The organism is Gardnerella swidsinskii, from assembly GCF_023277705.1.
GTDB classification, from domain to species: domain Bacteria; phylum Actinomycetota; class Actinomycetes; order Actinomycetales; family Bifidobacteriaceae; genus Bifidobacterium; species Bifidobacterium swidsinskii.
This window is the reverse complement of record NZ_CP083176.1, coordinates 217,050-231,190: the sequence shown is the minus strand read 5'-3', so window position 1 is coordinate 231,190 and position 14,141 is coordinate 217,050. Positions and strand designations below refer to the sequence as shown.

Here is a 14,141-nt window from a genome sequence, read left to right as displayed (position 1 = left end):
ATCATGAGCATTGAAGTCATGAATGAAACAGTGTGGAATATTGACGCTAAAATCTTCTCAGATCTTGGAATGTGGGTTCTTCAACAAATGAAAGTAAGTACGCATTCGGATTTATCGATTACTTTTGTTGATCCAGAGCCAATTGCCTGTTTGCATGAACGTTGGATGAACCTAGAAGGCCCAACGGATGTTATGAGTTTTCCAATGGACGAGCTTACTCCTGGAAGCGATGAAAAAGTTTCTGAAGGAATGCTTGGAGACTTGGTGATTTGCCCGTGGGTTGCTCAACAGCAGGCGCTCGCAGCTGGGCACAGTACTATGGAAGAAATGTTGTTGCTAACTATTCACGGTATTTTGCATTTGCTTGGCTATGATCACACTACTCCGGAAGAAGAAAAGCAAATGTTTGGTTTGCAACGTCAACTAATGCTTACTTTTTTCGCTGCTCGATCTGGAGAATTGTATGATGCTACGTTGCCGGAAGGTGCAATAAACGAGCTTGAGCGTTACGATGCTGAGCATGAAGCGAGTAGCGTCAAAAATAAAAATAAAAATAAAAAACAGCATTAAAGCGCATTAAGAGCATAATTATGGAATATATTAAACGAATATTTTCTAGCATATCAGTTCCGCAATTGCCGTTGCATGTCTGGATTGGTTTAGCCGCATTGCTTGTGCTGGCAATGCTGCTTGTATGGCTTTCGCTTGCGATGGCTGCTGCAGAAGGTGCAGTGCCTAGAGTTACTCGTGCAAGCTTAAATAATCTTATGATTGAAGCGCAAACGCATGATGATGAAACTAGTGCCATAGTGCGTATGCGTCGAATTGCTAGAATCCATCGTGTAAAAAAACTGATTGCTGACCGTTATACAACTTCTGGAGCATGCGCTTTTGTGCGTGTGCTATGTAACGTTTTAGATGGAGTTTTGTTTGCTTCTTTAGCTGCATTTTTCGGCTCGCCTTTATGGGTAACTCTTATTATTGGTGTTGTTGTTTCAGTAGTTGTAGCTGTGATTTCTATTCTTGTTCGCCCACGTTCGGTTGGTGCGGCTCAACCTGTAGCAAAGTTGATGCGGCTTTCTCGCATTGTGTCTATTGCTATTGCGATTAATCCTTTAGTGCATATTGCTAGCGATGTTGACGTCACTTCTAGGAAAAAGCATGTTGATCCGTCAGATGATGAAGCTTTGGAAGATATTCAGCTGGATCAAGCAAAGGCTAGTATTGACCGACTTGTTGAAGCGAATGATTTCGATCCGGAAGTTTCGGAAATGATGCGCAATGTGCTCACGCTTTCAGATACTTTGACTCGCGAAATAATGGTACCTAGAACCGATATGATTTGCGTAAAAAGCGACGAAACGCTGGAAAATTTCCTTAAATTATGCTCTCGCTCAGGATTTTCTCGAGTTCCCGTCATTGGAGATTCTGTAGATGATTTAGTAGGTGTTGCTTATTTGAAGGATGCTGTACGCGCTACTGTGTTTAATCCTGCAGCATCTTCTAGAGCAGTTGAAACAATTAGCCGAGACCCTATGCTTGTTCCTGAGTCGAAGCCGGTTGACGATTTATTCCATGAAATGCAACGAATTCGCCAGCATGTGGCGGTAGTGGTTGACGAATACGGCGGTATTGCAGGCTTGGTTACTATTGAGGATGCTATTGAGCAAATTGTTGGCGAGTTGGAAGATGAGCACGATCGCACTCAGCATGCAGATCCGGAAGAAATACGTGACGGCGTGTGGAAGATGCCTGCTCGAACGTCAATCGCAGATTTGGAAGATATTTTTGAAGTTCATATTGACGAAGACGATGTGGATACTGTGTTTGGTTTGCTTACGAAGTTGATTGGTAATGTGCCGATTGTTGGTTCCAGTGCTGTTACAAGAGGACTAAAATTAACTGCTGTAGATTCAGCTGGTAGGCGAAAGAAAGTATCTACTATTTTAGTAGAACGAGATGCGCAAGTTTTGGAAGAGTCTAAGGATAATCAAAATGACATTAGCTCTTCCGAAAAATCTGCTGAAAGCAAACAAACCAATGCTTTGAAGCAAGCTAGTACTATGAAACAAACGAATATGCTGAAATAAAGAACTGGACGGTAAGAATAACGTGAATAATATTAACAACTTTGACGATACTGATGACTTTGACGACGAGATGTTTGCAAATCTAGACGCTTCAACTTGCGCAACGATTTCTACTCCTGATTTTCACGGTTATCGTTCCGGTTTCGTAGCTGTAGTTGGTAGACCAAACGTTGGTAAGTCTACGCTTATGAATGCTCTTATTGGTACGCAAATTGCTATTGCGTCGTCTCGTCCGGAAACTACGCGTAAAGCTATTCGAGGGATTGTTACTACCGATAATGCACAAATGGTGTTGGTTGATACTCCTGGTATTCACCGTCCTCGTACGCTTCTTGGTCAGCGTTTGAACGATATTGTTGACGAGTCGCTTGCAGATGTTGACGCGATTGCATTTTTGCTTCCAGCAGACCAGGAGATTGGTCCTGGGGATAGGCGAATTCTGAGTCGACTTCGTTCTGATTTTGCTAAAAAAGATGAGAAGGGCAATTGGACTTGGAAAGTTCCGCTTATCGGTATTGTTACGAAAATCGATACGCTTAGCCGCAGCGAGTTAGTTGCGCATTTGCTTCAAATTCAGCAGTTTGCCGATTTTACGGATATTGTGCCTGTGAGTGCGTTGGAACGCGACAATGTTGACGAAGTTAAGAATGTTTTGATTCAGAACTTGCCGGAAGGTCCGCAAATGTATCCGGCGGATCAGCTTAGTGAGGAAAGCCCAGAAAGCATGATTTCGGAGCTTATTCGCGGCGCATTTTTGGAAGAGTTGGACGACGAGTTGCCTCATTCTTTAGCTGTTGTAGTTGACGATATTGTGTATCCGGGGGATGGCGAAGATACTCAATATGATGACAATAAAGCGCATGTGCTTGTATCTGTTTATGTTGAGCGTGATTCTCAAAAGCCGATTATTATTGGTCATCGTGCGGAGCATTTAGTGCGCATAAAGAAGCGTTTGCGCACGGCGGTAAATCGTATTACTGGAACAAAAGCTGTGCTTGAATTGCATGTGAAAGTTGCAAAAGGATGGCAGAGCGACCCTAAGAAGCTTGAGCGTTTAGGGTTCTAGTAGAGCATATTTTGCTTATTTCGATATTATTGGACAATTACTTAATTTTATTGTGCCTTAAGCCTAATGTGTTTGCACAAAATTGTCGTAAATTAATGCAAAGCCGCGGCGAGCAAGTTGAATAAAACAAGTTAAGCCGCGGTTTTGCGATATGCACTTAGTTAAGTTAATTTAAACAAACTACTTTTTGCGCGTCGTATACATTTGTGTATTAAGTAAAGTAGTGTAGCGCTTAATAACTCGTGGACGAATAATCTTCATAGACGCAGTCATTAAGCCGTTTTCTTGCGTAAACTCTTCTGGCAAAATAATGAACTTTCGCACAGATTCTGCGCGTGACACGCCTTCGTTGGCAAGATCTATAAATTTTTGCACTTCAGCACGAACGACAGCATTATTAGCAGCCTCTTCCATGCTCATAGTAGCGTCAAGACCCTTGAGTTTAAGCCAATTTCGTAAAGTTTCTTCGTCTAAAGTAACAAGTGCAGAAATAAACGGACGCTTATCTCCAAGAACGAGAGCTTGAGACACAAGTTCGCATCTCTTAATCATCTCTTCAATAGGTCCAGGAGCAACATTCTTACCGCCAGCAGTAATGATCAAATCCTTCTTACGTCCGGTAATATAAAGCATGCCATCGTCGTCAATTCGTCCCAAATCGCCTGTTGCATACCATCCATCTTTAGTAAATGAAGTTTCTGTTGCTTCATCGTTTTTGTGATACTTATGGAATACGCAAGTGCCTTTAATTTGAACTTCGCCGTCGGATGCGATTCGCAAAGTAAAAGCTGGGAATGCAATGCCAACAGAACCTTCTCGGAATGGAACTCCAATAGGAGTAAACGCGCATGGTGCAGTAGTTTCTGTAAGACCATAACCTTCGTAGACAGGAACTCCTGCTCCGCGGAAGAATGAAAGCAATTCAGGATCTAGAGGAGCTCCACCTGCAACAATCCAGCGTGCGCGACCGCCAAGAGCTTGGCGAAGTGGACGATAAACAAGCGGATCGTAAGCAGTGCGGCGAGCTTTAGTAAGAGCTTTAGCATCACCAAATTCCTGAACTTCCTTCATATACTGTTGAGCCGTCACAACAGCACCCTGGAAAGCCAAGCCTTTAGCACCGTGACCAGCCTTCTGCGAAGCTGCGTTATAAACCTTCTCAAGAACTCGAGGGACAACGATCATAACCGTAGGTTTTGCAACTTGCAAATCAGAAATCAAAGTAGGAATACCTTGAGCAATATAAATGCGCAACGTACTTGCAACAACAATATAGTTAATTGCTCTTGCAAAAGAGTGTGCTTGAGGAAGGAACAAAAGCACAGAACCGTCTTTTTCGCTAAGCAAATTTGGCAAGTAAACAGGCAAATTCAACGCTGTAGTGCAATAGTGTTCGTGAGTCATTTCCACGCCTTTAGGTGCAGCTGTGGAACCAGAAGTGTAAACAATAGAGCACAAGTCTGTTTTCTTTACAGAATCAATGCGAGCATCTAGTTCCTCATCGCTAACAGCGTATCCGAAAGCTTGAAGTTCTGCTAAACCGCCTGTTTCAATGCAAATAATGTGTTCCAAGCTTGGGCATTCTTCAATAGCTCCATCAGCTTTATCTCGCATGTCAGTTGTTTCAACAATAAGGAAACGCGAGTCGGAATTATTCACAATATTGCGAATTTGCTCAGCTGAATCCGTGTCATAAATAGTTGCAAGAACACCACCACAAGCCATAACTGCTGCGTCGGTGACGTCCCACTCATATGATGTTTTGCACATAAGGGCAACGGCGTCGCCTTTGCGCAATCCGTAGTGCATCAAACCTTTTGCAGCATCGCGTACTTCTTGAAGGAACTGATTAGCTGTTTTTGTGACCCACTTATCGTTTTCTTTATAAGTGTAAAGCGGATCGTCACCCATACGTGCTGCGCGATCTGCATATAAGTCATAAATGCTTGTGCCTTCGTCAAGAGGTGCTGCGCTTTCGGTTTTTGTGGTCAGCAAGCCTGTTTCCGGATCGATAAACGTCGTTGTTGGCATTTGCGCGCCCCACTCTTCTACGTGTGGAAGGCGTTGCTTTTGTGAAAGTAAAGTATTTGTGTTTTCTTGATCCGTATTAAGGTAGTCTGGTTCGCCTGCACGGTCATCGCTGACTGGGTGCGCGAAGTTACTGCCAATACGCAATGCTTTACGGGCAAGATTAAACGCTTGCTGTTGGAGTGCATTAAAAACGGACACATTTGCTCCTTCATTATGCCAAACGGCTTGCGGATTAAGCGCACATCATAGTATCATGCTATGCACTTGCATACTATTAACTATAATAATCGTTCGTATGCTCAAGTAGCAGTTATATTCGATTTGATTAGTAATAATTTTGTATTTGCCATAAGTCGTAGCCTGTCGTTAGAATAGCAAAGTTGCTTTGGCGAGGGAATATGCCGCTAGCTTTGTGGCAGAGTTCCGTTATCGACTGGGCTGATAGCCTCTTATGGTTTTCGGCGCGTCGGTGCGCCTGAAGCTGGATTAACAAACTAAACTATCCAGACCATAAGGAGACCGATATGGCTACAAAAATTACTCTTGAAGGCGAATTGCGCACTGAGTTTGGTAAGGGTGTTGCTCGTCGTTTGCGCGTAGCTAAGCTGATTCCAGCAAGCCTTTATGCTGGCGGTGCTGAACCAGTGCATGTTACTCTTCCAATGCGCGAAACCACTTTGGCTTTGCGTCACGCTAATGCTTTGTTCACTATTAAGTTTGGCAAGGAATCTCGCATTGCAGTTGTTAAGGATGTTCAGCGTAACCCTGTTAAGCGCATTGTAGAACACATTGACTTCTACGAAGTTAAGGCTGGCGAAAAGATTGACGTTGAAGTTCCAGTCTTCGTTGAAGGCACTCCAAAGGGTGCTGCAGTTGCATTCGTGGATGTCCAGGAGCTCAAGGTTCGCGCAGACGTTGCTAACTTGCCAGAGCGTTTGGTTGTTAACGTTGATGGTTTGACCGACGGCATCAAGGTGTTTGCTAAGGATGTCAAGCTTCCTGAGGGTGTTGAGCTCGATATGGATGGCGAAGAATCCGTTGTGAGCGTCACTGTTCCTGAAGATGCTGCTACAGCCGAAGCTGCTGCTCCTGCTGCAGATGCTGCTGCCGCCGCTCCAGCTGCTGCTCCTGCTGCAGAAGAAAAGTAAGTTAACGTATTCACTTATAACTTATAAAATAGTTTAAAATTTTAAGCCGCATAAGTCAGTTCTTATGCGGCTTTTTGTATAAATCAATGAATTTGCTAAATAAATTTTAGTTTAAAGCGTATTTCTTGAAATATTTTTTGAAAAATTTTGGCGTGTAAGTTTTGCGAAAAACAAGAATCGTATTATTCTATACGTTAATTGCGGTAAAAGGCAAGTAGAAATAATCCACATAGAAAAGAGACATAATGGCTGATTTAGAAGTAGCTCCAGAGTTTTCTGACGCTTATGAGTCTTATGATCATAGCGATACAACTCTGTTGAACAAATTGGCTGGCAACTTTGAAGTTCTGCCGAATGATAATCCAGTTTCGGACGCAAAGCGCAACGAACTTATTGATAAGCCTGCTTTCGGTCAGATTTTCTCCGACAATATGGTTCATATGTCTTGGACTAAAGGCGAAGGATGGTCTGATCGTCGTGTAGAGCCTTATGGTCCATTGAAAATGGATCCAGGTGCATCTGTGTTGCACTATGCTCAGGAGTGCTTTGAAGGTTTGAAGGCTTATAAGCGCGCCGACGGCTCTATTTGGCTTTTCCGCCCAGATATTAATGCTGCTCGTTTCCAAAATTCTGCTAAGCGTTTGTATTTGCCGGAACTCTCTATTGATGATTTTATTGGATCGGTTGCAGCCTTGGTAAAGCGAGATAAGCAATGGGTTCCGAGCCGTCGAGAGTATACGCTTTACATGCGTCCATTCATGTTTGCTTCCGAGCCGTTCCTCGGTGTGCGCGAAGCTCACGAAGTTGAATACTGTGTTATCGCTTCTCCATCCGGCCCATACTTCAAGGGTGGTTTGAAGCCTGTTAGCATTTGGGTTGAAGATCAGTGGTTCCGTACTGGTCCTGGTGGTACTGGTTTTGCTAAGTGCGGTGGAAATTACGCTGCTTCCTTGCTTGGTGAATACAAGGGTATTGAGCACGGTTGCGAGCAGGTGTGCTTCGTCGATGCTGCAACTAAGACTTATTTGGAAGAGCTTGGTGGCATGAATATGTTCGCACTCCACAAGGATGGCCATTTGGAAACTCCATCTCTTACTGGCAGTATTCTTCCTGGCGTTACGCGTCGTTCTTTGATTCAGCTTGCTGAGGAAGCAGGACATAAGGTTGTTGAAACCATGATTCCTCTTCAAGGGTTGCTTGACGACATTCGTTCTGGCGAGGTTACTGAAGTCTTTGCTTGCGGTACTGCTGCAATCATTACGCCAATTGGTCGCTTTAAGTCCGATGAATTCGATCTTAAGGTTGCCGATGGTGGTGTTGGTGAGTTGACTCAGGCTTTGCGCGATGAGTTACTTGGCATTCAACTCGGTGATGTCGAAGATAAGCATAACTGGATGTGGAAAGTTTGCGACTGATTTATATAAGTTAGTTAATATTATCTAATCTAATGTTGCTTATGGCGCGTTGTACTCTATATTTAGATATCGTATAGAGTACAACGCGTTTGTTTGTTATGCGCGCAGTGTTTTGGTGAATTTATTTGAAGGGAAATGCTTTGGAAGGTGCGTTAGGGGATAACATCTTTTTTCTTATAGTTGAGTATGTTGCTATGGGATGTTGTGGCATGGTTGGCGGCATGTGGGCTATTCGTAAGAATTATGATGTTTTTGCGATTATTACTACGTCTTGGATAACTGCATTGGGTGGCGGTATTGTTCGTGATGTGTTGCTTGGAGCATTGCCGCCTGTTGGTATTGCTGATCGTGGTTTTGTTATTACAGGTTTGCTTTCTGGTGTTATTGTGGCTGTTGCTCACCCTGAGATTGATAAATGGCGTTGGCTTATGCTTACGCTTGATGCTTTGGCATTGGGTTTGTTTGCGGTGAATGGCACAGCAAAAGGCTTGGATTTCCACATGTCTGGTATGGCTTCAGTATTTTTAGGAATGGCAACTGCTTTAGGAGGCGGTTTGATTCGCGACATGATTTTGAACCAAGTTCCTGTTATTGTGCGGGATAAGCATTGGTACGCTTTCCCTGCTTCAGTGGGATGTGTACTAACCGTTTTTGTTGTAAAAGCAAGGCATGCAGGTTATTTTGGTTTAACTGTTGAAATATTGCTTGATGTCCTTATTGTTGCTCTTGTTGTTGCAATGCGTTTGTTGTCTGTGAAACTAGATTTAACTTTATTTGGAGCAATGAACCGCACGGAACCTATTAAGGTTAGACGTCCTCGTATTCGTCGTATTAATAATCGTCGTCATCGTTAATATTGGGTAAGCGGCAAAAAAGTGTGTCTAAAAACCCGAGTTTTCGTTGAAATACCAAGGGAAGCTCGCTGTCATTAAGCTAAAAAGCTTAACATTTAGTATTACTTGACATTGAAAACAAATAGAGGTATAAGGCGTGCGATGTGCTTAATACATGCCTAGATTAAGTAGTAAACGCTGCCCAATATGCTCTCATTCAATGAAGAGAAATGGTAGAACACGTAAAGGTGCTATCCGTTGGAGATGTACTGCATGTGGAATGTCTTTTACAAGGAAACGTGAAGATATTACACATGTAGCACAATTTGATAAATTCATTCATTGGATTATGGGAAACCAGACTCAATGTGAAGCCTGTCCTAGTGGTTCTGATAGAACATGGCGATATCGGATTGAATGGTATTGGAATGTTAAACCAGAATTACCCGAGACAGGCGAAATTTATGACTATGTTCAAATCGATGGAACATACCTTCCATACGGGTGGTGTTTATTAACCGCGGCAAGCAAGGGTAAAGTTATTGCTTTGCAATGGTGTAACAAAGAAAATTATTGATGACCAGCAATCAATTGGGTCTTCGGGTTTCGATACAAGCTTTGACTTATGTAGGGCAGATTACTACCCAGATATATCAATTAGAAAAGGAACACTACACTAACGACACGCCTGAATAAACACGTTTACAGACACACTTTTGCCGCTTACCTGATTATGACGGCGTTTCTATCAATCAAGTATTATATTATCGCCTTGTGAGCATAACAACGTGAATCGCTCACCACATGTTTGGCCAACATGCTGTTTACTGGAATACGCTTACTCACTAATTGATAAGGCCAATATTAGAGAGGTCATCTTATGATGAAGAAAGTTAGTTCATTGTTAATAGCTGCAGCATCATTACTTGGAAGTATGGTGTTTGCAACTCCATCTTTTGCAGTTCAATCAACATCACAATATGGGAATTTTAAGTCTGAAATGAGAGGATTGCGTTCTCCAGATGGTCGACGTTCAATTGTTCCAGTATCTGGACAAGGATTGAATGTGCATACGCTAGCTGGTGATACTATCGTAGTAAAGAATAATATAGCTACTTGGAGAGATGCAACAAATCATACTATAGCAACTATCAATTTAACAGTTCATGACGGGCAGCATGTTGATTTTGGTTATAGCAAAGTTCTTCATAGGATTGCTCCTACTGTTTCCTTAGAGACAGCTTTAGAACGTGGTGGAAAGAAACATCATTGTATTCCTAAATGGATTGGTGTGGGATGGAATGTTTTATGGGATGCAACAGTTTGTACTCCATTATCACTTGGTATTTCTGGATTGGCGTCACCAATTGCTGGTGTTTCGGCTGATATAGCTTGTAGCGCTGCAGGTGGCACTTTGACAGCAGCATTGGGGTGTTAATATGGATGATGCAACTATTTCGAAGAAGCATGCCACAACAGGGCATCGGTCATGGCTTGCTTCGTTTGCTACCATTTGGCTGACGAGTGTTGTTTTCTCGTGCATCAATCATTTACCTTGGTATGCCAATGCTATTTCAGGGGTAATCTTGCTGATCGCAGCGTTTGTATGCCATGCATTGTTGCAGCATCACCATGTGAAGCCGATGGATTACGTGGTGTTTGCTGCTGCCGTGGCAGTTATACTCGTAGTGGTACTCGTATTGGCGTATATCGTCTAAATTACGTTGCCGATAGAGTGATATAAATAATCCCCAGCACCGATTGGTACTGGGGATTTTCCTTACATGCTGTGTTATGCAGTTACCTGCACAAACTTCACAGAGCGTTAATCGCTACAGCAAGACCAGACTTGCGGTTTGCAGCCTGATTCTTATGAATCACGCCACGACCTGCAGCCTTGTCAAGCTTCTTAGCGGCTACTGCGAAAGCGGCCTGCGCTGCAGCCTTATCACCAGCGGTGATGGCTTCACGAGTAGCACGAATAGCAGTCTTCAAAGCAGACTTTACTGCTACGTTACGCTTATGTGCTTTCTCGTTAGTGAGAACACGCTTTTTCTGCGACTTAATGTTTGCCACTGTTACTCCAAACGACGTTTGCTATATAAGGACATACAAATGATAAGTGTATCATGCTTATTAGATAAATATAGTAGTTTATATAATTAATTTGTTATTGTTGGTTTAATTAAAAACTTATTGAATATGCTATTTAATAAATAACTTTCGTATTTTGCACTTTACGCTAAGGTAGTAGATTTGCTAATATTGATTAGTTATAGTGCTTGATTTATGTTTGCATGTTTTCATGTATTCGCATTCTTAAAAGGAGATATTTGCCTTGATTACACCGCATAACCAGCCAGGATTTACGGATCAATCGTTGATACGCAATTTCTGCATTATTGCGCATATCGATCACGGCAAGTCTACTGTAGCTGACCGCATTTTACAACTTTCAGGAATCGTGCCAGAGCGTGAAATGCGAGACCGTTTCTTGGATCGCATGGATATTGAGCAAGAGCGCGGTATTACTATTAAATCTCAGGCTGTTCGAGTGCCGTGGACTTTTGAAGGCAAAGAGTATTCGCTTGGCATGATTGATACTCCTGGTCACGTCGATTTTACTTACGAGGTTTCACGCGCGCTGGCAGCATGCGAAGGTGCGGTGCTGCTTGTTGACGCAACTCAGGGCATTGAAGCGCAAACGCTTTCTAATCTTTATATGGCAATCGACCACAATTTGACGATTATTCCTGTGCTTAACAAAATCGACTTGCCAAGCGCAGAGCCAGACAAGCATGCTGAAGAAATAGCTGGATTAATTGGTTGCAAGCCGGAGGACGTGTTGCGCGTTTCTGGTAAAACCGGCGAAGGTGTTAAAGACTTACTTGATCAAATTGTGCTGGAAGTTCCAGCCCCAAGCGGAAATCCTGATTCTCCTGCTCGCGCGCTCATTTTTGATTCAGTATATGATTCGTATCGCGGAATTGTCACCTATATTCGTATGGTTGATGGCGAACTTAAGTCGCGCGAAAAATTGCATATGATGGGAATCGGCATGACGCACGATCCTATTGAAATCGGCGTTATTAGCCCAGATATGACTCCAACAAAGGCGCTTGGAGCTGGGGAAGTAGGTTACGTAATTACAGGCGCAAAAGACGTGAGTCAATCTAAAGTCGGCGACACTATTACTAGCGCCGTAAATCCTGCATCTGAGCCTTTGGATGGCTACCGCGACCCTAAACCTATGGTTTACGCAGGTCTTTTCCCAATTGATAACGCTCAATTCCCAGATCTTCGAGATGCTCTCGACAAGCTAAAACTTAATGATGCAGCTCTTATTTACGAGCCAGAAACGTCTGTTGCGTTGGGCTTTGGTTTCCGTTGTGGATTCTTAGGTCTTCTACACATGGAGATTGTTTCAGAGCGCTTAAGCCGCGAGTTTGGCTTGGATCTTATTTCCACTGCTCCTAACGTAACTTATGACGTCACTAGCGAAGATGGTAAAGAACATCACGTAACAAATCCTAGCGAGTTTCCAGAAGGCAAGATTAAGCGCATTATTGAGCCAATGGTTGCTGCAGATATTATTACGCCGAAAGAATTTATTGGTGCTGTAATGGATTTGTGCCAGGATCATCGCGGAGAAATGGGCACAATGGAATACATTAGTGCAGACCGCGTGGAAATGCATTACAGGATTCCTCTTGCAGAAATCGTTTTTGACTTCTTTGATCAGCTTAAAAGCCGCACAAAAGGCTATGCTTCTCTTGACTACCACGAAGATGGCGAGCAAGCTGCCGATTTAGTGAAAGTTGATATTCTTATTCAGGGAGATAAGGTTGACGCTTTTAGTGCGATTGTGCACCGAGATAAGGCTTATTCTTACGGCGTTATGATGACTAAGAAGCTTCGTGGACTTATTCCTCGTCAGCAGTTTGAAATTCCAATTCAGGCTGCAATTGGCTCTAGAATTATTGCTCGTGAAACTATTAGCGCTCTTCGAAAAGACGTGCTCGCTAAATGCTACGGCGGCGATATTACGCGTAAACGTAAGCTTCTTGAAAAGCAGAAGGCTGGTAAGAAGCGCATGAAGATGCTCGGACATGTTGAAGTTCCGCAGGAAGCATTCGTTGCGGCTTTGGCTACAGACGAGAGCGCAAACGATCGCGATACTAAAGATAAGATTCGCGCAGCGCAAAAGTCTGAAGGATGAGTTTAGAGTTGGATGCTGAATTAAATAAATCAGCTATGCAAACTGAAAGTATGCCTTTTGAAGTGTACGTGCACGTGCCGTTTTGCTTGCGCCGCTGCGGTTATTGCGATTTTAACACGTATACTGCTCGCGATTTGGGTGAAGGTGCAAGTCGCGAAGGTTATGCGGATGTTGCGATTCAAGAGATGCGTCTTGTAAAAAAATGGCAGGAATATCACGGAATTTTCGAACCTAAAGCGCAATCTGTTTTCTTCGGTGGAGGCACTCCAACAGTTCTTAAAGCGCAAGATTTAGTGCGAATTTTGCAAGAAATACGCAACTTGTGGGGGTTTAATAAAGACGCGGAAATAACTACTGAAGCAAATCCGGATACTGCAGACGAAAAGTATATTGAAACGCTTGCAGAAGGCGGATTTACGCGAATATCTTTCGGAATGCAATCAGCAGTGCCGCATGTTCTTAAAACTCTTGACCGCACGCATACTCCAGAAAACGTAACTCGCGGTGTAAAAGCAGCAAACGCATGTGGTTTGCGTTCAAGTGTTGACTTGATTTATGGCGCTCCGGGAGAGAGTCTAGACGATTGGCGAGAGTCAGTAGAAATGGCTTTAAGCCTAGGTGTTAACCATATTTCTGCATATGCGCTAACGGTAGAGCCGCGCACAAAAATGGGTCGTCAAATCGCTGCTGGCACTATTCAAGCGCCAAACGACGATGATGAAGCTCAAAAATACGAGTTGGCAGACGAACTTTTTAACTCTGCTGGATTACAATGGTACGAGATTTCTAATTGGGCGCGTCCGGGTTTTGAATCTCAACATAATCTTGGCTACTGGCGAAATATTGATTGGGCTGGAATTGGTCCTGGAGCACATTCGCACTACAATGCTGCCAATCGTATTAGTAAACAAAGCATGGATGATAGTGCTTCTTTAGCTAATCCAAACGAGTTTTATAACCTTCGCTCATGGGATATTTTGCACCCAAAACGATGGGCGCATGCTATAAATCTTGGAAATGTGCCGTGGCAAAACTACGAGTGTATAAATGCTGAAGATGCGCTTATTGAAGAAGTAATGCTTGGGCTTCGCATTAAAGAAGGTCTTAATATTTTGCAATTGTGCGAAAAGATGCGCGAAACTAATAAGGTGTTCGATGATTCGCATTTGCAAAAAGTGTTACGCGAAGTGTGTAAGGAAGATTTGGCAGTGTTGCACGAAAATCGCATTATCGCAACACGCAAAGGTAGGCTGCTCAACGATTTATTAATAGAAAGAATTGTCGACGCGTGTGAAGAAGGCCTTACCGTGCTAAAATAGTGCGTATTGTGTCATAAATG

The 14,141-nt window shown here is 43.2% G+C and carries 12 protein-coding genes and 1 pseudogene; 11 read left to right on the top strand and 2 right to left on the bottom strand.

Annotated features, from left to right (window positions below):
* Nucleotides 1-3 precede the first annotated feature (3 nt).
* The 3 genes from ybeY to era all read left to right on the top strand — a co-directional run bounded on the left by ybeY (nt 4) and on the right by era (nt 3,156).
* The gene (gene ybeY / locus K9E37_RS00975; protein WP_004108739.1) at nt 4-570 is read left to right on the top strand and encodes an rRNA maturation RNase YbeY; all 567 of its coding nucleotides are present in this window, start codon (nt 4-6) and stop codon (nt 568-570) included.
* A gap of 20 nt (nt 571-590) precedes the next feature.
* Nucleotides 591-2,090 carry a hemolysin family protein gene (locus tag K9E37_RS00970; RefSeq protein ID WP_248893388.1) on the top strand — a complete coding sequence of 500 codons (1,500 nt, stop codon included), beginning with the start codon at nt 591-593 and terminating at the stop codon, nt 2,088-2,090.
* Nucleotides 2,091-2,160: 70 nt separating this feature from the next.
* Nucleotides 2,161-3,156: a GTPase Era gene (era, locus tag K9E37_RS00965; RefSeq protein ID WP_248893580.1), complete on the top strand. Its 996-nt coding sequence runs from the start codon at nt 2,161-2,163 to the stop codon at nt 3,154-3,156.
* A 180-nt stretch (nt 3,157-3,336) separates the two neighbouring features.
* Here the strand turns inward: era and K9E37_RS00960 are convergent, their stop codons facing one another.
* Nucleotides 3,337-5,385 carry an AMP-dependent synthetase/ligase gene (locus tag K9E37_RS00960; protein WP_248893385.1) on the bottom strand — a complete coding sequence of 683 codons (2,049 nt, stop codon included), beginning with the start codon at nt 5,383-5,385 and terminating at the stop codon, nt 3,337-3,339.
* Nucleotides 5,386-5,711: 326 nt separating this feature from the next.
* On the opposite strand from K9E37_RS00960, the gene K9E37_RS00955 reads away from it, so the two are divergent.
* The 6 genes and pseudogenes from K9E37_RS00955 to K9E37_RS00930 all read left to right on the top strand — a co-directional run bounded on the left by K9E37_RS00955 (nt 5,712) and on the right by K9E37_RS00930 (nt 10,301).
* A complete protein-coding gene (locus tag K9E37_RS00955) occupies nt 5,712-6,335 on the top strand; it encodes a 50S ribosomal protein L25/general stress protein Ctc (RefSeq protein ID WP_012914231.1) in 624 nt (207 codons plus the stop codon).
* A 245-nt stretch (nt 6,336-6,580) separates the two neighbouring features.
* Nucleotides 6,581-7,750, top strand: coding sequence for a branched-chain amino acid aminotransferase (locus tag K9E37_RS00950; protein ID WP_004108753.1), 1,170 nt, complete (start codon nt 6,581-6,583; stop codon nt 7,748-7,750).
* Nucleotides 7,751-7,890: 140 nt separating this feature from the next.
* Nucleotides 7,891-8,604, top strand: a complete 714-nt coding sequence (locus K9E37_RS00945) for a trimeric intracellular cation channel family protein (protein ID WP_041160500.1) — start codon at nt 7,891-7,893, stop codon at nt 8,602-8,604.
* A gap of 154 nt (nt 8,605-8,758) precedes the next feature.
* Nucleotides 8,759-9,154, top strand: a pseudogene (locus K9E37_RS00940) (transposase-like zinc-binding domain-containing protein); the annotation flags it as partial.
* Nucleotides 9,155-9,463: 309 nt separating this feature from the next.
* Nucleotides 9,464-10,021, top strand: a complete 558-nt coding sequence (locus K9E37_RS00935) for a hypothetical protein (RefSeq protein ID WP_012914229.1) — start codon at nt 9,464-9,466, stop codon at nt 10,019-10,021.
* A 1-nt stretch (nt 10,022) separates the two neighbouring features.
* Nucleotides 10,023-10,301, top strand: a complete 279-nt coding sequence (locus K9E37_RS00930) for a hypothetical protein (protein ID WP_033888441.1) — start codon at nt 10,023-10,025, stop codon at nt 10,299-10,301.
* Nucleotides 10,302-10,398: 97 nt separating this feature from the next.
* Here K9E37_RS00930 and rpsT read toward each other — a convergent pair whose 3' ends face one another.
* Complete coding sequence (rpsT, locus tag K9E37_RS00925) at nt 10,399-10,659, bottom strand: 30S ribosomal protein S20 (RefSeq protein ID WP_004106518.1); 261 nt, start codon at nt 10,657-10,659, stop codon at nt 10,399-10,401.
* A gap of 262 nt (nt 10,660-10,921) precedes the next feature.
* On the opposite strand from rpsT, the gene lepA reads away from it, so the two are divergent.
* Both lepA and hemW read left to right on the top strand, forming a co-directional pair.
* Nucleotides 10,922-12,802 (top strand): translation elongation factor 4, encoded by a 1,881-nt coding sequence (lepA, locus tag K9E37_RS00920; protein WP_012914227.1) that lies wholly within the window; start codon nt 10,922-10,924, stop codon nt 12,800-12,802.
* Complete coding sequence (gene hemW / locus K9E37_RS00915; RefSeq protein ID WP_004108768.1) at nt 12,799-14,121, top strand: radical SAM family heme chaperone HemW; 1,323 nt, start codon at nt 12,799-12,801, stop codon at nt 14,119-14,121. The genes lepA and hemW overlap by 4 nt, the downstream gene beginning before the upstream one ends.
* The last annotated feature ends 20 nt before the right edge of the window (nt 14,122-14,141 follow it).